The following is a 17,958-nucleotide window of genomic DNA, read 5'->3' on the forward strand; positions in this document are numbered from 1 at the left end:
GGAAGTGTTCACAAAATCGCCGAAACCCTCAAACCGCCATGCCGATGAGCGCTACCCCCGCCGCCATGAGCACAGCCGCCCCAAGACGCCGTTTCCAGTTGCCCTCTTTCAGGATCAGAAACCCGATCAGCGCGGCAAAGATAACCGACGTTTCCCGCAGGGCAGATACAGCCCCCAGCGGCGCAAAGTTCTTGGCAAAGAGAACCAACCCGTAGGCGCACATAGATACCAGACCGCCGGCGACCCCCAAAGCCCAGACCCCGACAGGCACATCGGGCAGTGTTGCACGTTTCCGCAGAAGAACAAACGCCGCGACAAAGACATGGAGAAACGCGCCCCAAGCCCAGTAGCTGACCGTGTTGCCAGACAGACGCACGCCAATGCCGTCAACCAGCGAATATAGTGAGATGAAAAAACCGGTGCCCAGCGCGTACCACAAAGCGCTCTGCCCGACCCCTGATCGCAGCGCCTTCCAACTGCTAAGCTGAATCCCCCCAGCAATGAGCGCGATTCCCACCCAGGCCTGCACCGGCAGGATTTCCCCGACAAAGATCATCGCCCAGAGCGAAACCAACGCTGGGACAATGCCACGTGCAATGGGATAGACGACGCTCAGGTCGCCGTGATGATACGCGCGACCGAGCATGTAGAAATACCCAAAATGCACCACCGTCGACACGCCGATGTAGGGCAGGCTTGCCACATCCGGCAAAGGTAGCGTGGCCACCATGACCGCCCCGGGGATGACGTGCCCCAAAGCCACCAGACCCAGCGTCGTGGTCCTGTCGATCGCCGTCTTTACAATGGCATTCCAGATCGCGTGCAGCAACGCGGCCGACAGAATGATGGCAATCACAAATGGCGTCATATCAGGCTTTCACAGCTAGCGGGGCTCCAGAACACACATCAGTCCATTTCGTCCGCAGGCATATCCTGGATCAAACGGGTCTCCAGCAGCTGCCCGTTGCGGTATAGGATCGGATAGGCGATGGCGGCGATATGGCTGTTGAATTCCCGCAGCGCGCGCAATGTCTCGAGATGGATATCCGAGCTCTCGAAACTTTCCGCGGCGCCGCGCTGCAATCGGCGCAGATGGCGCTTACGGCTGTCACGTTCCATCCGCTTGACCTCGGTTTTCTCAAGGCTCAGCAAGCGTGCGCTTTCCAGGTCGTCCGAGATCAGCACATTCGATGCAAGCTGCATATTGGCGACGATCACCTCGTGCATACGGGTGATTTCTGCCCAGCCTTCTTTTGAGAACCGCACCCCCTTCTTGTGCATGGACGCAGCTAGGACGGCGAGCCGTTCATCCACCACGTCGCCGGCCGTCTCCAGCCGGATGGCATATTCAACCAGATCTCGGGCAACCTTGGCATTTTCTTTGCCGAACCCTTCGCTTGGCATGCCAGCCACGTAGCTTCGGATACCCGACAGGCAGCTGTTCACTTCCCGATCCAGAGCCTGCACCGCCTTGATCTGGGCACGGTCGCCGTGCTGATAAAGATCGGGAATTGGTCGGAACATCGCACCGACCAGATCCGACATCCGCAGCAGTTCGCGTTTCAGGCTGCTGATCGCCTGATTGGGTTGCCGGTAATCATCTGTGTTCAATACGCTCACCGGCAGCCCGTGCGTGTTGCCCTGCAGAGGGGTCGGGTTTGGTATCAGGCTGGTCATGACACCATGCAGCATTCCGCAGAACGGCAGCGCCAGGATCAACAGCGATGTGTTGAACAGAAGATGCGCATAGACCAGCATCTGGCCGCCCTCAGGTGCGCCCAGAACACCCGCCCGCAAAGCGATATTGGCGCCAAAGACGCAGATCACTGCCCAGGTTCCACGCAGTCCCAAATTCGCAAGCGGCACACGCCGCCCTGGCGCAGGCATCCCTCGGCTCAGCCAGACCGGAATGAAGGCCGAGCCGAAATTGGCCCCCAGGACCAGGGACAACCCGGCCGCGAAAGGGATCGCATCGATCTGAACGAGGGTGACGCACATGAGGATGGCCGCCACCGAAGAGTGCATGACAAAGGCCAGCGCAGCGCCCACGAGAAACGCCGTGATGTAATCCCGGGCGAGATATTCCGCGATTGCCGGTAGGAACGCGCTCTCCCGGATGGGGTCCATAGCCTCGCGCAGGAACCGCAGCGAAATCAGAATAAAGGCGATCCCCATCAGAATGCGCCCCATTTGCCGGGCCTTCTTCGCCTCGACCTTGACGAAAAGATAGCCACCGACAGCCAGCAGCACGGGCACCAGCCAGTCGAGCTGGAACGACAAGAGCTGAATGATAAGCGCCGATCCAAGGTCGCCACCCAGAACAATCGCCAGACCAGAGGCAAAGGACAGCAAACCGCTTGCCGCAAATCCCGAGGTCAGCAGGGCAACCGCGGCAGAGCTTTGCAGAACGATGGCCATGCCAATCCCCACGAAGCTGGCCTGCACAAGGCTGCGCTGCCCGGTCAATAGCCGCTGGAACGTCGCGCCGTAGCTGCGTTCAATACCGGTCCGCACCATCCGTACCGCAAACAGCAGCAACATGACGGCACCGGCAAGGCTGGTCAGAAAGCTCAATATGGCCATAGAGTTATGTCTTGTCCTTTTGTTGGGCAGCGTCGTGACGTTACCGCTCTTTTCTTGGCGCGATGGGAAACCCCAGCTGCGCAGCCCTCCCGGCGATTCCGCCAATCAGGTTATCCCTTCCTGATCTTGCTCTCGCCCCCTTCTGTTTCCGGGCTGTTCGAACCAGGCGCCAGTTCAAGGTCAATCTCCCAGAGTTCCAATGCACGGCGGTATTTGCGGGCAGGCATGATATCGGTCAACAACAGATCCAGCAGTTCCGGTTGCGGACCGCGATGCGGCGCAGTGCCTTCGAATTTCGGGTGCGCGACCACCAGCATGGTCCATTCGGCAACCTGCGCCACCACAGCTGCCAGCTGTGCTTCTGTCGCACTTTGGTAAAGCGCGCCGTGTTTGGCAGAAAACGCATCTGCCGACAACACCGCCACATCCAGCGCGAACTCCTGGACCTGCTGTTCAGCGACATGCCCAAATGTACCGCGTTCGTTGCTCTGTATTTCGCCGCCGAGGAAATGCACCCTGTTGCCGTTATGATTGGCCAGCGTCTGCGCCACACCAATGGAATTCGTGACCACCGTCAGACCGGCGCGACTACGCAGCGCCTTGGCGACAAAAGCGGTGGTGGAGCCGACATCGAGAAAAACCGCCATCCCGTCGGTAACGTGGTCCAGTGCCCTGGCAGCGATGCTTTGCTTTTCCGCCGTATATTTCGAGATCCGTCGGAAGAAACTATCCGCCGCATCTGGTCCCGCTAGGTAGGCGCCTCCGTGCACTCGCTGCACTAGTCCCTGTTTCGCGAGCGCCTTGATGGTCCGACGCACGGTTTCCTCCGACACCTTCAGAACCTTGGCCAGCTCGCCGCTGCGTGCCGATCCGCCCAGACGGCGCAAGGCCTCCAGCAGCTCCAATTCGCGGTGCGAGATTTTCTGGTCTTCGGGCAATAGGCAGCCTTGGCAAGGAGTGAGATTTCGCTGGAGAGTGAACCACAGGGATGCCGAAAAAATCAAACATAAAAACACAAAATTCCACACAAACGGTCAAATTCAACAATGTGATGGCAGGGAAACCCTTTGCCATACTCGTGATTTCAGGCTTATCTGGCCGCAATTGCGGCAAGGAAATTCCACATGAGCCAAGCTTCAGACCAGCGCAGGAATGTCCTGTTTATCCTGATCGATCAGATGCGGGCGGATTGCCTGTTTGGAGCCCTGGCCGAGCACGTAGCGCTGCCAAACCTGCGCGCCTTGATGGCGGATGCCGTTACCTTCCAGAGGAACTATACGGTCGTGAATCCCTGCGGACCGTCGCGGGCCTCGATCCTGACTGGCCAGTATGCGATGAACCACCGATCCGTTCGCAACGGGACACCGCTCCGGCATGACACACCAAACCTCGCGTCTGAGATGCGCAAGGCGGGTTATCTGCCGATGCTGTTTGGCTATACCGACACCTCGCATGACCCGCGCATCTACCACCCCGGCGACCCGGCGATGCAGACCTACGAATACCCGATGGCCGGTTTCCACGAGATGCTGGAAATGCGGATGGAGATGTCGCATCCATGGCGCGCGCATCTGCTGAACAAGGGCTATACCTTCGATCGCTACTGGGACATCTACAAACCGGTATCGCCAACCGGGGGCGCTCCTAGACTGAACGACCCCGCTGTGTACCGGGCCGAGGATAGCGATACCGCCTTTCTCACCGATCGGTTTCTGGCGACAATGCCTGGCTACCGCGATCAGAGCTGGTTCGCACATCTCACCTATATCCGCCCGCATCCGCCGCTGGTCGCGCCTGCGCCTTACAACGGGATGTACGATCCCGCCAGCCTGCCGCTGCCGCAGCGCCTCGCCACTGTAGAGGACGAACGCGCGGTCCATCCGTTTTTCGACCCGACCACCCGCGCTGCGTCTCCTGCCTCCTTTGTCGAGGGTTTTCCGGATCTGGACCTCAGCGACCCGGTAATCCAGACCCTGCGGGCGATCTACCTAGGCCTCGCCAGCGAGGTCGACGCTCATATTGGCCGGGTCATGCAATATCTGCAGGACAGCGACCAATTGGAGAATACACTTGTCGTGCTCAGCGCCGATCATGGGGAAATGCTGGGTGACCGGCACAGCTGGGGCAAATTCTCTGTCTATGATGCCGCCTATCATACCCCGTTGATCATTCGCCAACCGGGCAACGCCATACGCGCCGGAGCGGTCGTGCAAGACATCACGGAGTCGATCGACCTGGCCCCGACTATTCTCGACTGGGTCGGTCAGGCGGTCCCCAACTCAATGGATGGGCGGTCTTTGCTCCCACTGGTTTCCGGGGAAACACCAGACGACTGGCGCAGCTACAGCTATTCGGAACTGGACTTTGGCGAGCCAGAACGCCCCAGTATCTGGCAACACCATCTGGGAACCGATGCTAGCAATTCCTGCCTCGCTATTCTACGGGACGCGCGGTTTACATTGGTTGAATTTGCCGCTGACCTGCCGCCACTGCTGTTTGACCACACCGCCGAGGGCGAAAGGGTCAATGTCGCGGAACACCCCGAGCACCAGGGCGATCTGGCCCGTCTCACCCGCCAAATGCTGCGGCACCGGATGCGCAACATGGACCACACCCTGTCTCTCGACACCATTACGCCGCATGGGCCGCGCAGGCAGGCCCGCCACAGGCCAACGAATACTCCCGGTGTCCAGCATGGCTGACCTGCGAAGCACCCTCGGCGATCTGTTTGCCGCCGCCATCGCCCGAGCCGACCCTGCCATGGCCTTGGCGGAAAGCTTGCTACAGCATCCGCCACCCCTGCCGCGCCCCGGCGGACGCCTGATCCTTATTGCACTGGGGAAGGCCGCCGTACCCATGATGCGACAGGCCATGCGGATGCTCCCGCCATCCGACAGGGCGGTCGCCGTCACCAACCCGGAAAACCTTGCCGAGATCCCCGGAGCCAGTGTCCTGGCCGGTGACCATCCGGTGCCCAATGACATGAGCCTCGCGGCTGGCGCCGTCCTGCGTCAGGCCGTCGGCGACCTGACTGCCAATGACAGTGTGGTGGCGCTGATTTCCGGTGGTGGTTCTGCCCTCGCCGTGGCGCCGGCTGCAGGGCTTACACTTGCCCATAAAACCGCAGTCACCGATCTCCTTTTGGGAGCCGGACTGGACATCATGCAGATGAATCTGATCCGTCAGCAACTCTCTGAGCTGAAGGGAGGTGGCCTCCTGCGCTCCGCCTACCCCGCACCGGTCTTCAGCTATATTCTGTCGGATGTGATCGGTGATGATCTGCGCGCGATAGCCTCGGGTCCGACGGTGGCACCGCTGGGATCGCGCACCATGGCGCGCGACTGTCTTGTAGCGCATGACCTTTGGGCCTCGCTTCCGGGCGCTGTTCAGGCCCATTTGTCAGCACAGGATGACCCTGCACAAACCCTCCTTGATACAGGGTCCGTCATTGCACATCTGATCGGGTCTAACCGTCACAGCCTGATCGCCATGAAGGAACTGGCCGCACGCAAGGGCTGGTCTGCCGATATCGTTGATGATGCCCTGACCGGAGATGTGGAGGCCGCCGCGGCACGGATTATCTCCGCAGCCCAGGCACGGGTTTCAAACCACCCGGTCGCGCTGATCTTCGGCGGGGAAACAACGGTAAATCTGACCGGAACAGGCCGCGGTGGACGCAATCAGGAACTGGCGCTCCATGTGGCGCGCTTAGGCCGCCAAACGCTGAGCGGAAGCTGGGCTTTCCTGTCAGCGGGCACCGATGGGCGGGACGGTCCGACGGATGCGGCAGGAGGCATTGTCGATGGGGGCACGTGGCAGCGCATTCTGGACAAGGGGGGCGACCCGATGGCCTTGCTCAGGAACAACGACAGCAACCGGGCGCTCAGATTTGCGGATGATCTGTTTGTAACCGGCGGAACCGGCACCAATGTGGCGGATATTCAGATCATGCTTCTGCCCGCCCGTTAGGGACACCTGTCGCGGCTACTCTTCCAGCTGGTGCAGTTCGTTCAGCAGATCCAGAAGCGCCTCGTAACGCTCATTCCCCATCTGCGCGCGGGTCCGTTCGATCACGGCGAGACTGGCCTGCAAGTTGTCGTCAATCACCTGTTCGCCCGCTTCGGTAATACTGACAATCTGGCGGCGGCGATCCATCTGATCCTTTGCCCGTTGGATCAGCCCCTTATCCTCCAGCTTCTGCAGGATGCGGGTCAAGCTGGGAAGCAGCAGGCACGCGCGCTCGGAAATTTGCGTCGGATCAATGTCACCTGTTTCCTGAACGACCCGCAACACGCGCCATTGCTGTTCGGTCAGCCCCGCGTCGCTCAGCAACGCGCGAATAGGGCCCATCACGCGCTCACGCGCGCGCAGCAGGGCAATGGGCAAGGATCGGTCTGTGCTTGGTAACTGCTTGGTCATGCCAGATTATCGCTGTCTAGGGGCGCAAAGGCAAATCCTCAGTACCCGGTGTGACTAGCACTTACGCTGCTGGGCAATCCAAATCGACCGGGTCTATACCTGTATTGGCGGAATGACGCTGAGCGGATCTCTGACATCGGATACGATTGAGCATGTGGACAGGTATTAATGCACATGTTAATTATATGCTCATCTAAGGTAGCCGGATGCTAAGCCCAAGGACGACACGATGAACTGGAATGATTTTTCTCACTGGGGCCGCAAGGTTGCAGACTGGGCACAGGACTATCACCTGACCGTCGGCGACCGCCCGGTGCGAGCGCAGACGGCTCCCGGCGAGGTGCTGAGCGCCCTGCCCCAAACCCCGCCCGAGGATGGCGAGGGGATGGAGGTGATCTTCCGCGATTTCGAAGACATCGTGATGCCCGGCATCACCCATTGGCAGCACCCGCGCTTCTTTGCCTATTTCACCTCCAACGCCGCCGCGCCCTCGGTGCTGGCGGAATTCCTCGCCTCCGCCATCGCGCCGCAATGCATGCTGTGGCAGACCTCGCCGGCGGCAACTGAGATGGAAACGCGGATGATGGACTGGCTGCGCCAGGCGCTGGACCTGCCCGACCAGTTCCAGGGCGTCATCCAGGACTCCGCTTCCTCGGCCACCCTTGCCGCCGTCCTGACCATGCGGGAAAAGGCGCTGAACTGGCAAGGCAACCAGCAGGGCCTGTTCGCCCAAAAGCCACTCCGGATTTACTGTTCATCTGAGGTCCACACCTCCATCGACCGCGCTATCTGGGTCGCGGGCATCGGCCAGCAGAACCTGATCCGCATCCCCATCAAGGGCGACTGGCGCGGCATGGACCCGGACGCGCTGGAGGCGGCGATCCAATCCGACCTCGCCGCGGGTCACCAGCCAGCGGGCGTCATTCTCTGCGTGGGCGGCACCGGCGTTGGCGCCACCGATCCGGTGGATCAGGTGCTGAACGTCGCCGAAAAATACGGCCTCTACACCCATGTGGACGCCGCGTGGGCCGGCTCCGCCATGATCTGCCCGGAATACCGCCACTACTGGCCCGGCGTCGAACGCGCCGACAGCATCGTCTTCAACCCGCACAAATGGCTGGGCGTGCAGTTCGACTGCTCCGCCCATTTTGTGAGGAACCCGGACGATCTGGTGCAAACCCTCGCCATCAGCCCGGAATACCTCAAGACCCACGGCCATGACGGCATCATCAACTATTCCGAATGGTCGGTGCCGCTGGGCCGCCGGTTCCGGGCCCTGAAAATCTGGTTCCTGATCCGCACCTACGGGCTGGAGGGTCTGCGCCAGCGCCTGCGCAACCACATCATCTGGTCCAACCAGCTGCACGATAAATTCAAATTAGAGCCTGATTTCGAGATTGTGACACCACCAATGTGGTCGCTTTGGTCGTTCCGCTATGCCCCGGAGGGCGCTAACGATCTGGATGAACTCAATCTACAACTGGTGAACGCGATCAATGACGATGGTCGTATCTATCTGACCCAGACCCGCGTCGACGGCGCGCTGGTTATCCGGTTCCAGGCTGGCCAGTTTGAGACAACCGAAGCTGATGTTATGCTGGCACATGAGGTTATCACCGAGATTGCGCGCGCCCTGAAAGCCCGGTGACCAGAACAAACCCGCGCCACCCGACCCAAACAGGAGATTTGCCAATGCCCGCCACCACAAACACCTTCAAACAGGCTCTATCGCGGGGCGATCGCCAGATTGGGTGCTGGATGAGCTTTGGTGAGGGTGCCGTAGCCGAAGTAATGGGAACCTGTGGCTTCGATTGGCTGGTGATCGACGGTGAACATGCGCCAAACGACATCCGGTCCATTCGTGATCAGCTGATGGCTCTGGCTGCCTCCAAGAGTCATCCCGTCGTGCGCGTTCCGGCTGGAGAGACATGGATTATCAAACAGGTTCTAGACGCCGGTGCGCAAACGGTCCTGATACCTATCGTCGAAACTGCCGAACAGGCCAGAGAGCTGGTCCGAGCCTGCCACTATCCGCCCACCGGCACCCGTGGCGTGGGCGCAACTGCGGCGCGGGCGTCGATGTTCGGCTCTGTCAGCGACTATACTCGAACCGCCGATCAGGAAATCTGCCTCCTGTTGCAGGTCGAAAACCGTAAAGGCATCGAAAATCTCGACGACATTCTCGAGGTCGAAGGTGTCGACGGGATTTTTATAGGACCTGCCGACCTGTCCACTGACATGGGACATCAGGGCAACTCCGCCCACCCGGAGGTCAGAGCAGTGATCGCCGATGCCATGACCCGGATCAAGGCTGCCGGAAGGGCGCCTGGCATTCTGGGCACTGCCCCCGAGGCGACACAGGCCTATCTGGATATGGGCGCGCAGTTCCTTGCAGTTGGGATTGACGTAATGGTCTTGGCCAATAACGCCCGCGCCCTCGCCACTGAATGGTCTGCGAAATAGACGCCGAACGCCACGTTCACAAAACGAGATCAAAAAATACGTATTTCCGCGCAATTGACCGGTTTGACACCCCGCCGCTAGCCTGCCACCACAGGAGCGAGACCGCGCCAAACATCTTGGCGCGCCACGAGGGAGCTACAGGATGAAACGCACATTTGCTGCGGGGATGGTCTCCGCACTGACGCTGACCTCTGCGCTGGCCACCGCCGCCTTTGCAGATATCAAAATCGCCCATGTCTACGGCAAGACCGGCCCGTTCGAGGCCTATGCCAAACAATCCCATGACGGGCTGATGCTGGGTCTGGAATATGCCACCGGCGGCACTATGGAAATCAACGGCGAAAAGATCGTCGTGATCGAAAAGGACACCCAGCTCAAGCCTGAGAATGGCAAGGCACTTCTGGAAGAAGCCTACGGCGACGACGAGGTGGATTTGGCCATCGGGCCGGTCAGCTCCGGCGTTGCGCTGGCGATGCTGCCGGTTGCCGAAGAATACGAAAAACTGCTGATCGTGGAGCCGGCGGTTGCCGATTCCATCACGGGCGCGAATTGGAACCGTTACATTTTCCGCACCTCGCGCAATTCCTCGCAGGATGCGGTGGCCAGCGCCATCGCCCTAGCCGGTGAAAATGTGCATATCGCGACGCTGGCACAGGACTATGCCTTTGGCCGCGACGGCATCGCAGCCTTCCGCGAAGCCCTGGCCGCTCAGGGCCACCAAATTGTCCATGAGGAATTCGCCCCAACCGACACCACCGACTTTACCGCTGCGGGCGAGCGCATTTTCAACGCGATGAAAGATCTCGAGGGCGAGAAGAAGCTTTTCATCATCTGGGCCGGTGGTGGCAATCCATGGGCCAAGATCAACGCGATGGATCCCGGTCGCTTCGGGATCGAATTTGCCGGCGTTGGAAACATCCTCGCCGCCCTGAAAGGGTTCAAGGATTTCGCAGGTATGGAAGGTGGCACGTATTACTACTACGAACTGCCTGACAATCCGGTGAACGACTGGCTGGTGAAGACCCATTTTGAACGGTTCGACAGCCCGCCCGATTTCTTCACCGCGGGCGGAATGGCCGCTGGCATCGCCGCCGTGGAAGCGATCAAGAAGGCCGGATCCACCGACACCGAGGCGTTGATTGCGGCGATGGAAGGCATGGAATGGCAAACCCCGAAGGGCACCATGAAATTCCGGGCCGAGGATCATCAGGCGCTGCAATCCATGTATCACTTCAAACTACGTGTCGACGACGATGTCGAATGGGCGATCCCGGAACTGGTTCGCGAGCTGAGCATCGACGATCTGCCGATTCCGATCCGCAACTGATCACACAACGCGACCGGGTCCGGGGCGACCGCCACCGGGCCCGGCACGTCGCATAGGATTTCGCGGCCCGCCGCGATCACCCGGCCACCGCCCCCGTTTCAGATGGATGCACCCATGCCCGCCCCTCTACTGTCCACCAGCGATCTCACCGTACGCTTTGGCGGGCATGTGGCCGTCGATGCGGTGACTTGTGACTTTCATCCGGGCGAACTCACGGCCATTGTCGGCCCCAATGGCGCCGGGAAGACCACTTATTTCAACCTGATTTCAGGACAGATTCCCGCCAGCGCCGGTCGCGTCACGCTGATGGGGCGGGATATCAGCACGCAGTCCGTATCAGCCCGCACCAAAGCAGGCATCGGTCGCGCATTCCAGATGACCAATCTGTTTCCCGACCTTACTGTGCTGGAAAACGTCCGGCTGGTGGTGCAGGCCAAGGCTGCGCGCGGCTTCAATCTTTGGTCGATGGTCACAGGCCACACCGATCTGATTGATCAGGCCGAAAGAATTCTCGCCCAGGTCCGCCTGCTGGACGAGCGTCAGCAGATGGTTTCGGAGCTGTCCCATGGCAATCAGCGCAAGCTGGAAATCGCTCTGCTGATCGCGCTCGATCCTCTTGTCTATATGTTTGACGAGCCGACAGCCGGGATGAGCGTGGACGAAGCGCCGGTCGTGCTGGATCTCATCGCGGATCTGAAAAGCCAGACCGACCGCACCATCTTGTTGGTCGAGCATAAGATGGATGTGATCCGAACCCTAGCGGACCGCATTATCGTTCTTCACAATGGCGCGCTGGCTGCCGATGGCCTTCCGACGGAGGTGATGGCCTCCGACGTGGTGCAGGAGGCCTATATGGGCCGTGGGCTGGAGGGGATCCTTGATCATGTCTGACCTCGACCGGACCGCCCCCCCTCCTCTTCTGCGGATTGAGGAGATCCATACCAAGATCGCCCAGTACCATATTCTTCAGGGGGTCGACCTCGATGTTCCGCGCGGCGGTGTCACCATGCTGCTGGGGCGCAACGGTGTCGGCAAAACAACGACCCTACGCAGCATTATCGGCCATTGGCGAACCCATCGTGGCCGCATCCTGTTCGATGGAGCCGACATCACCCAGACGCCCACCGCCAGCATTGCCCGCGCGGGCATCGGCTTCGTCCCCGAGGATATGGGGATCTTTGCCGATCTGACTGTTGAAGAAAACATGGTCCTCGCCGCGGTTTCCGGCCCGATTGATACGGCGCGGCTCGACTGGATCTTTCAGGCCTTTCCGCCGCTGAAGACCTTTTGGAAATCCGAAGCCGGAAATCTCTCCGGCGGGCAAAAACAGATGCTGTCAATTGCCCGCGCCATGATCGAAGAACGCAAGCTATACCTGATCGACGAACCGACAAAAGGCTTGGCCCCGGCGATCATCTCCACCATGGCACGCGCGATCAAGGACCTGAAAGATCAGGGTGCATCGATCCTGATGGTCGAACAGAATTTTGCAGTCGCCAAGGCGCTTGGCGACACCGCCAGCGTTATGGACGACGGCCGTGTCATCTGGTCAGGCGCAATGGCTGAATTGGCAGGCGACACCGCTTTGCAGGAGCGGCTGATGGGCCTCAGCATGGAGGCGCATTGAACATGCCCGATGTTCAAGACAGACCCCGCCATTGCCTTATCCGGCAGGAGATCAACAGATGACCGCCGCCCCCGAACACGCGCCAACGATGGCTCAATCGTCGCTCCGCGACCGACTGGCCCCCTACGCACCGCTGCTGCTGGTTCCACTGTTGGCTATCGCCGGTTTTATCGCCGTGCAGAACCCTGCAAGCTGGATGACCCTGACGGTTTCCGGGCTGGCCATGGGAATGATGATCTTCCTCATGGCCTCCGGGCTGACGCTTGTTTTCGGGCTGATGGATGTCATCAACTTCGGCCATGGCGCCTTCGTTTCTGTTGGAGCCTTCATCGGAATTTCGGTTTTGCTGACACTGGGCCAGCTGACCAATGCGCCGTCGCTGGCATTGAACCTGCTGGCCATTCTCGCCGCCGTTCTTGCCGCAATGGCGGCGACCGCCCTCATGGGCTGGGCATTCGAACGGGTGATCGTCAAACCCGTCTATGGCAATCATCTGAGCCAGATCCTGGTCACCATGGGTGGCCTGATCATTGCCGAACAGCTGATCATCGTCCTTTGGGGGCCGGAAGAAATCTACTTCACACGTCCCGAGGCGCTGAAGGGGGCGCTGACCTTCGGCGACGCCGCTATCGAGAAGTACCGTCTTGTTACCGTCGCCGTCGGCCTTGCGGTCTTTGCTGCCATGCGCTTCGTGCTGCGCCGGACCAAGATCGGGTTGATCGTGCGCGCAGGCGTACAGAATGGCGAGATGGTCGCCGCGCTCGGATATCGCCTGCGCCTCGTCTTCGTCGGCGTGTTCATCGCAGGTTCAGCCCTTGCGGGCCTGGGAGGTGTGATGTGGGGCCTCTATCAGGAAGTTATCACCGCCCATATGGGCAATCAGGCGATGATCCTGATCTTCATTGTGGTGATCATCGGCGGTCTCGGATCGGTTGAAGGCTGCTTCATCGGTGCGCTGCTGGTCGGGCTGTTGCAGAACTATGTCGCCTTCGTAGAGCCGAAACTGGCCCTTGTTTCCAATATCGCCCTAATGGTCGCAATCCTGATGTGGCGCCCGATGGGAATGATCCCGGTGGTAAAGGCAAAATGATGCACATCCTTCTGTCTGGCGACCTGCCCCGCTCTCGCATTCTGGCCCTTTTGCTGGCTGTCATTCTGATTTGCCTTGCCTCCGCACCCTTCCTGTTTCCGGGCGTGCGGACAGTGGATACGGCTGCACGCATCTGCATATTCGTGGTGCTGGTGGCGAGCTATGATCTGCTGCTGGGCTACGGCGGCATCGTCAGCTTTGCCCACACGATGTTCTTTGGCATGGGCGCCTATGGTGTGGCACTGGCCTCCACCCACATGGGGCGCGGATTCGATGCGCTTCTGGTCGGCTCTCTCACCGGTGCTGGTCTCGCCGCTGGGCTGGCGCTGTTGATTGGCCTGTTTTCATTGCGGGTGCGGGCCATCTTTTTTGCGATGATCACGCTTGCGGTTGCCTCCGCCGTTGCCGTCCTTGTCAGCCAGCTCTCTGGTCTGACCGGCGGCGAAGACGGTCTGACGTTCAAGACCCCGCGCGAGTTGGGACCTGCGTTCAAATTTGGCACGGAGCTGTTTGGCGGTGAACTGTTCGGCGTCAAACTCAACGGACGACTGCTCACCTACTACCTGATTTTCGCAGGCAGCGCGCTGCTGTTTCTGGCCCTGCTGCGCGTCGTGAATTCACCGTTCGGTCGCGTTTTGCAGGCCGTCCGCGAGAACGATTTCCGCGCGGAGGCGATCGGCTACCGCGTTGTTTACTACCGCGTCACGGCCACCTGTCTCTCGGCGGCGATTGCTGCGCTGTCCGGCTCTCTCTATGCGATCTGGCTACGTTACGTGGGACCAGACACCACCCTGTCGATGACCATCATGATTGATATCCTGCTGATGGTCGTCATCGGTGGTATGGGCACGATCTACGGTGCGGTGGTTGGTGCGACCGTTTTTGTACTTGCGCAGAATTACCTGCAAAACCTGATGGGCGTGCTTTCCGGCATGACCGAAGGGTTGCCGTTGCTGCCCGAACTCCTGAGCCCGGACAGGTGGCTATTGTGGCTGGGTGTCCTTTTCATTCTTAGCGTCTACTTCTTCCCTAGCGGCGTGGTGGGCCGCCTGCGCGGGCAACGCTAGCGCCGAGACCGGCAGGCGGCAGGGCTAGCGCAGAATTTGATCTTCAGGCCAGCTCAGCTCTGTCTCGATCTGGATCACTTCACGCGCGCCCTGAGCGATCTCCATGTCCCAGGCCAATATCCCGCGCTGTTTCTCGACGTTTTCTTCCGTCGGCGCAGGGCGCGCAGACCAGCGTATCTTAAGGTCGTCCTGCTGGGAGTATGGAACACGGTCAAGGACCCGCAAAGGCCAGGGCTGGTCAGTCAGGTTCTCGATCTCGATCTCAACCCGGCTAAACTGTTCCGCATTGCGCGAAATCAGGCCCTGTTCACCTTCGCTCTGATCCAGAACATCGCGGCGCAGGGTCAGCCCCTTGATCGGCCCAAACCCGATGTCTGCCTCTGCCCCAGGTGCCAGACCCGGAAACTCTGCAACGGCGACCAGCTTCCCGTCCACAAAATGCGCAGCCTCCGTTGCAGGCAGCAACTGCTCGCCAAATTCGTTTGCGAAACGCACCACGCGATAAGCGACCTCATTGCGCAGTGGCACCGCCTGTGCCCTCAACTCGGCGCTTGCGGTGACACTGTCCATTTCTAGCCGCAACGCATCCACACCCGAGGCAATGGAGACCGGCTCACCAAACCCATAGACAGCCGCAACGCCGCCCGTGTCGACGCTCCATTGCGGAAGTAGCTCATCAACCAACACAGCCGCTTCGATTATCGGTTCGTTGGCAAGCTGCAATTCCATATCAGATGACAGCCGCTGCTTAGGCGTTGGGACAGGCATCGGTTTCTCGATCCGACGCAGCTGTGGGAACAGGCGCGATGGCGCTGATTGCCCCAGCGGTTCCGCCGTCGACAGCGTCAGCGCAATATCCTGCCAACTCTCGCCCGTATCCTGCGCCAGCATCACGCTGCGCGCCAGAGTCAGCTCCGCCACATCACCCGTCGCAAGATGCAGCTCATAATGGGGAGACCACCCTATATGTCCCGCTCCAGCTGTCAGATAGGTGAGTGTAACCTCGGCACCCCCAGCCTCCGCAACGTCGACTTCCACCTCAATGAAGAGCCGGTCCTCATCCTCCAGCGCGATGGCGGCGAGTGCTGCGCGGGCCTCCTTCAATTCGTCCTGGAGTGCTGTCAGAGCTTTTTCCTTGGCGCGGGCCTCGGCCTCTGCATCAATAATCTCACGATGGCTTGCAGTAGCCCGGTTTGAGATCATCACCGCGATATCCGCCAGCGCTGAGGCATCCGCCCCCGCCAGACCATCATTACCGCCAAGTTGTTCAAGGAATTGGATTGAACTCTGCGCGGCTCGGGCCATGGCTCGGGCACGTTCCGCTTCATCCGTCACGGCTGCGATCTGTTCTTCGATCTGACGGATACGTGTCTCAGCAGCGTCAATCTCAGGTGTCGCCACGTCCTGAGGGGGCACGGACTCCTCTCGCATTAGGGTGCTGATACGGCGCCCGCCCGCGATCTGCACCTGCAGGCTGGCGGTCTGCGCACTTTGTGGCACGTTTTGCAGGATCAGCTGGTGCCGCCCGACAGGCAGGTCCACCGCCGCAGTGCGGGTGATTTGGGCAAGCCCCGGATAAAGCGTTACCGCGGAAACCTGGCTAGAAACAGGGAACACATCCGCAACTGCGGATGTGGCAATGCTGATTGTGCCGGTGGCAGCCGCAAGAATGGCAAAAACTGAATGAACAGGTCGCATGATATCTCTCGATTGATCAAATCGCGGACAAGCGGCCCGCCTGTGATCAAATCTACGTATCGTTGCGAGATGTTACCAGCCGTTGCATCCCATCATGACGCAAACTGCCAGTGCTTGCTCAGGCTTGGCTTATGTTGTCCGGCAATGGAGCCCCAAATCGCACCTCCAGCTCTTTCCCAGGAAACCCAAGAAACCGGCAGGTACAGATTTCGACGTGGCTATGCGCATCGCGAAGACGGGTCCGCCCGTCACTGCGCTCCAGATAAAATCCCTTGCTGCGCAGAGCCCGGATCAGATCCAGCCAGTTCTTTGCTGTGCGAAAGCTCTCGCTCAAAACCATCCGCAGCTGCGCCGCCATTTCGGCATCTAGGCGCGAACCGTTGCGTGCTGTGGCCCAAGCCGTTTCCCCCGAGCTGATTACAGTCTCATGTGTCTGCGCCTGCGTCGGTGTTTTTCCCATCATGGTCTTACCCCCAAGTTACCTTCATCCAACTCCCATCAGACTAGTGGGATAAAGGCTGGCAAGAACAGTTGTACAAACGGTAAAGGGGCCGTCTCTTTCGAGACAACCCCCTCTCTGAATGGATAGGTTTTTAACCTTTTTTCAGAACTTCACGCCCCAGAAGCTCTGCGATCTGGACAGCGTTCAGGGCAGCGCCCTTGCGCAGGTTGTCGCTGACGCACCACAGGTTGATGCCGTTATCAATGGTCGAGTCCTGGCGGATCCGGCTGATAAAGGTTGCGAAGTCGCCGACGCATTCGACCGGCGTCACATAGCCGCCGTCTTCGCGCTTATCGATCACCATAATGCCCGGCGCTTCGCGCAGAATATCGCGGGCTTCATCTTCGTCCAGGAAGTCTTCGAACTCGATGTTGATGGATTCGGAGTGGCCGACAAAGACCGGCACGCGGACGCATGTCGCCGTGACCTTGATCGACGGATCGACGATCTTCTTGGTCTCCGCAACCATCTTCCACTCTTCCTTGGTGGAACCATCATCAAGAAAGACGTCGATGTGCGGGATCACGTTGAACGCGATCTGCTTGGTATAGACAGAGGGCGGAACATCCTGTGTCGGATTGTAGACTGCTTTGGTCTGATCCCACAGCTCATCAATCGCTTCCTTGCCGGAGCCGGAAACCGACTGATAGGTGGAGACCACAACGCGCTTGATCTTGGCGCGATCATGCAGCGGCTTCAGCGCGACAACCATCTGTGCGGTCGAGCAGTTGGGGTTCGCGATGATGTTCTTTTTGGCATAGCCATGCACCGCCTGCGGGTTCACCTCAGGAACAATCAGCGGCACATCGTGATCATAACGATAAAGCGACGAGTTATCGATAACCACGCAACCGGCGCCAGCGGCCTTGGGCGCGTATTTCTTGGTCGCGTCGGACCCGATGGCAAACAGCGCCATATCCCAGCCGCTGAAATCAAAGGTGTCGAGATCTTGGGTCTTCAGTGTTTTGTCGCCGAATGTGACTTCGGTGCCGAGGGATTTGCGGCTCGCCAGAACTGCAATCTCATCCACAGGAAACTGGCGTTCAGCCAGAATGTTCAGCATTTCACGGCCCACGTTGCCCGTGGCGCCCGCGATAACGACGCGATAACCCATTTTGTGTCTCCAATTGTGTCCGGCCTCGTGACCGGCTGCGGTGTCTTATCGGGAAAGCCCGCGCGAGG

The 17,958-nt window shown here is 59.8% G+C and carries 16 protein-coding genes; 9 read left to right on the forward strand and 7 right to left on the reverse strand.

What is annotated here, in order from left to right; translation table 11 throughout:
* Window positions 1-28 precede the first annotated feature (28 nt).
* The 3 genes from VXL81_RS18920 to VXL81_RS18930 all read right to left on the reverse strand — a co-directional run bounded on the left by VXL81_RS18920 (window position 29) and on the right by VXL81_RS18930 (window position 3,521).
* Window positions 29-868 carry a hypothetical protein gene (locus tag VXL81_RS18920; RefSeq protein WP_416555618.1) on the reverse strand — a complete coding sequence of 280 codons (840 nt, stop codon included), beginning with the start codon at window positions 866-868 and terminating at the stop codon, window positions 29-31.
* 38 nt (window positions 869-906) lie between these two features.
* Window positions 907-2,583 carry a Na/Pi cotransporter family protein gene (locus VXL81_RS18925; protein WP_340546456.1) on the reverse strand — a complete coding sequence of 559 codons (1,677 nt, stop codon included), beginning with the start codon at window positions 2,581-2,583 and terminating at the stop codon, window positions 907-909.
* A gap of 110 nt (window positions 2,584-2,693) precedes the next feature.
* Window positions 2,694-3,521, reverse strand: a complete 828-nt coding sequence (locus VXL81_RS18930) for a DeoR/GlpR family DNA-binding transcription regulator (protein ID WP_416543504.1) — start codon at window positions 3,519-3,521, stop codon at window positions 2,694-2,696.
* Window positions 3,522-3,707: 186 nt separating this feature from the next.
* Between VXL81_RS18930 and VXL81_RS18935 the strand changes: the two genes are divergently transcribed.
* Complete coding sequence (locus VXL81_RS18935; protein WP_416555620.1) at window positions 3,708-5,285, forward strand: sulfatase-like hydrolase/transferase; 1,578 nt, start codon at window positions 3,708-3,710, stop codon at window positions 5,283-5,285.
* Window positions 5,278-6,552, forward strand: coding sequence for a glycerate kinase type-2 family protein (locus VXL81_RS18940; protein ID WP_416555622.1), 1,275 nt, complete (start codon window positions 5,278-5,280; stop codon window positions 6,550-6,552). Before VXL81_RS18935 ends, VXL81_RS18940 begins: the two co-directional genes overlap by 8 nt.
* A gap of 15 nt (window positions 6,553-6,567) precedes the next feature.
* On the opposite strand, the gene hpaR is transcribed toward VXL81_RS18940, so the two are convergent.
* Complete coding sequence (hpaR, locus tag VXL81_RS18945; protein WP_340546452.1) at window positions 6,568-7,002, reverse strand: homoprotocatechuate degradation operon regulator HpaR; 435 nt, start codon at window positions 7,000-7,002, stop codon at window positions 6,568-6,570.
* Between the two features lie 229 nt (window positions 7,003-7,231).
* On the opposite strand from hpaR, the gene VXL81_RS18950 reads away from it, so the two are divergent.
* From VXL81_RS18950 to VXL81_RS18980, 7 genes are all read left to right on the forward strand, one after another.
* Complete coding sequence (locus tag VXL81_RS18950; protein ID WP_416555624.1) at window positions 7,232-8,650, forward strand: pyridoxal phosphate-dependent decarboxylase family protein; 1,419 nt, start codon at window positions 7,232-7,234, stop codon at window positions 8,648-8,650.
* A gap of 44 nt (window positions 8,651-8,694) precedes the next feature.
* On the forward strand, window positions 8,695-9,465 hold the full coding sequence (locus tag VXL81_RS18955; RefSeq protein WP_416555626.1) for an HpcH/HpaI aldolase family protein: 771 nt from the start codon (window positions 8,695-8,697) through the stop codon (window positions 9,463-9,465).
* Between the two features lie 142 nt (window positions 9,466-9,607).
* Window positions 9,608-10,792 (forward strand): substrate-binding domain-containing protein, encoded by a 1,185-nt coding sequence (locus VXL81_RS18960; RefSeq protein WP_340546449.1) that lies wholly within the window; start codon window positions 9,608-9,610, stop codon window positions 10,790-10,792.
* A 114-nt stretch (window positions 10,793-10,906) separates the two neighbouring features.
* Window positions 10,907-11,683 carry an ABC transporter ATP-binding protein gene (locus tag VXL81_RS18965; RefSeq protein ID WP_416555628.1) on the forward strand — a complete coding sequence of 259 codons (777 nt, stop codon included), beginning with the start codon at window positions 10,907-10,909 and terminating at the stop codon, window positions 11,681-11,683.
* On the forward strand, window positions 11,676-12,419 hold the full coding sequence (locus VXL81_RS18970; RefSeq protein WP_416534540.1) for an ABC transporter ATP-binding protein: 744 nt from the start codon (window positions 11,676-11,678) through the stop codon (window positions 12,417-12,419). Before VXL81_RS18965 ends, VXL81_RS18970 begins: the two co-directional genes overlap by 8 nt.
* A 58-nt stretch (window positions 12,420-12,477) precedes the next feature.
* Complete coding sequence (locus VXL81_RS18975) at window positions 12,478-13,509, forward strand: branched-chain amino acid ABC transporter permease (protein ID WP_340546446.1); 1,032 nt, start codon at window positions 12,478-12,480, stop codon at window positions 13,507-13,509.
* A complete protein-coding gene (locus tag VXL81_RS18980; RefSeq protein WP_416555630.1) occupies window positions 13,506-14,576 on the forward strand; it encodes a branched-chain amino acid ABC transporter permease in 1,071 nt (356 codons plus the stop codon). Before VXL81_RS18975 ends, VXL81_RS18980 begins: the two co-directional genes overlap by 4 nt.
* A gap of 24 nt (window positions 14,577-14,600) precedes the next feature.
* Here the strand turns inward: VXL81_RS18980 and VXL81_RS18985 are convergent, their stop codons facing one another.
* From VXL81_RS18985 to VXL81_RS18995, 3 genes are all read right to left on the reverse strand, one after another.
* Complete coding sequence (locus VXL81_RS18985) at window positions 14,601-16,274, reverse strand: DUF4139 domain-containing protein (protein WP_416555632.1); 1,674 nt, start codon at window positions 16,272-16,274, stop codon at window positions 14,601-14,603.
* A 118-nt stretch (window positions 16,275-16,392) separates the two neighbouring features.
* Window positions 16,393-16,737 carry a hypothetical protein gene (locus VXL81_RS18990; protein ID WP_416555634.1) on the reverse strand — a complete coding sequence of 115 codons (345 nt, stop codon included), beginning with the start codon at window positions 16,735-16,737 and terminating at the stop codon, window positions 16,393-16,395.
* A 130-nt stretch (window positions 16,738-16,867) separates the two neighbouring features.
* Window positions 16,868-17,890: an aspartate-semialdehyde dehydrogenase gene (locus VXL81_RS18995; RefSeq protein ID WP_340546442.1), complete on the reverse strand. Its 1,023-nt coding sequence runs from the start codon at window positions 17,888-17,890 to the stop codon at window positions 16,868-16,870.
* Window positions 17,891-17,958: the final 68 nt, after the last annotated feature.

The sequence above is a fragment of the Phaeobacter sp. JH204B genome (assembly GCF_048055755.1).
GTDB lineage: Bacteria > Pseudomonadota > Alphaproteobacteria > Rhodobacterales > Rhodobacteraceae > Phaeobacter > Phaeobacter bryozoorum.

What these genes read in the sequence shown, in the direction of transcription:
- VXL81_RS18920 (WP_416555618.1), bottom strand. Translation starts at nt 868, where the DNA reads ATGACGCCATTTGTGATTGCCATCATTCTGTCGGCCGCGTTGCTGCAC.
- VXL81_RS18925 (WP_340546456.1), bottom strand. Translation starts at nt 2,583, where the DNA reads ATGGCCATATTGAGCTTTCTGACCAGCCTTGCCGGTGCCGTCATGTTG.
- VXL81_RS18935 (WP_416555620.1), top strand. Translation starts at nt 3,708, where the DNA reads ATGAGCCAAGCTTCAGACCAGCGCAGGAATGTCCTGTTTATCCTGATC.
- VXL81_RS18940 (WP_416555622.1), top strand. Translation starts at nt 5,278, where the DNA reads ATGGCTGACCTGCGAAGCACCCTCGGCGATCTGTTTGCCGCCGCCATC.
- hpaR (WP_340546452.1), bottom strand. Translation starts at nt 7,002, where the DNA reads ATGACCAAGCAGTTACCAAGCACAGACCGATCCTTGCCCATTGCCCTG.
- VXL81_RS18950 (WP_416555624.1), top strand. Translation starts at nt 7,232, where the DNA reads ATGAACTGGAATGATTTTTCTCACTGGGGCCGCAAGGTTGCAGACTGG.
- VXL81_RS18955 (WP_416555626.1), top strand. Translation starts at nt 8,695, where the DNA reads ATGCCCGCCACCACAAACACCTTCAAACAGGCTCTATCGCGGGGCGAT.
- VXL81_RS18960 (WP_340546449.1), top strand. Translation starts at nt 9,608, where the DNA reads ATGAAACGCACATTTGCTGCGGGGATGGTCTCCGCACTGACGCTGACC.
- VXL81_RS18965 (WP_416555628.1), top strand. Translation starts at nt 10,907, where the DNA reads ATGCCCGCCCCTCTACTGTCCACCAGCGATCTCACCGTACGCTTTGGC.
- VXL81_RS18970 (WP_416534540.1), top strand. Translation starts at nt 11,676, where the DNA reads ATGTCTGACCTCGACCGGACCGCCCCCCCTCCTCTTCTGCGGATTGAG.
- VXL81_RS18975 (WP_340546446.1), top strand. Translation starts at nt 12,478, where the DNA reads ATGACCGCCGCCCCCGAACACGCGCCAACGATGGCTCAATCGTCGCTC.
- VXL81_RS18980 (WP_416555630.1), top strand. Translation starts at nt 13,506, where the DNA reads ATGATGCACATCCTTCTGTCTGGCGACCTGCCCCGCTCTCGCATTCTG.
- VXL81_RS18985 (WP_416555632.1), bottom strand. Translation starts at nt 16,274, where the DNA reads ATGCGACCTGTTCATTCAGTTTTTGCCATTCTTGCGGCTGCCACCGGC.
- VXL81_RS18990 (WP_416555634.1), bottom strand. Translation starts at nt 16,737, where the DNA reads ATGATGGGAAAAACACCGACGCAGGCGCAGACACATGAGACTGTAATC.
- VXL81_RS18995 (WP_340546442.1), bottom strand. Translation starts at nt 17,890, where the DNA reads ATGGGTTATCGCGTCGTTATCGCGGGCGCCACGGGCAACGTGGGCCGT.